The organism is Mesorhizobium sp. M8A.F.Ca.ET.181.01.1.1, from assembly GCF_004792025.1.
In the GTDB taxonomy this organism is placed as follows: domain Bacteria; phylum Pseudomonadota; class Alphaproteobacteria; order Rhizobiales; family Rhizobiaceae; genus Mesorhizobium.
This window is the reverse complement of sequence record NZ_SRTV01000295.1, coordinates 1-289: the sequence shown is the minus strand read 5'-3', so window position 1 is coordinate 289 and position 289 is coordinate 1. Positions and strand designations below refer to the sequence as shown.

Below are 289 nucleotides of genomic sequence, written 5' to 3'. Positions count from 1 at the left end.
GCGACGTGGCGAGGGTGTAGACGATCCCGTCGTGCAGATCACCCTTCCGGAAGCTGACCGAGAGGAGGCCGTCGTTCAGATCGTCGACAACGTGCCGGGAATGACGTCCGGGAACCTCGACAAAGCCGTGAAGGCGGGTTGGTCGGGCAACAACCCAACCGACAATCTCGGTCTTTTCGGAATGGGGTTCAACATTGCAACCGCACGATTAGGTCTGACCACTGAAGTGTGTACGACCCAGGCCGGCGATGCGGAGTGGCATGGTCTCGAGATCGACTTCGATCGCCTG

1 protein-coding gene is annotated in these 289 nt (G+C 59.9%); it reads left to right on the top strand.

The features are described from left to right. Positions 1 to 31: 31 nt before the first annotated feature. Positions 32 to 289: ATP-binding protein (locus EN824_RS34670; RefSeq protein WP_245521093.1), on the top strand; the 258-nt coding region annotated here is incomplete at its 3' end.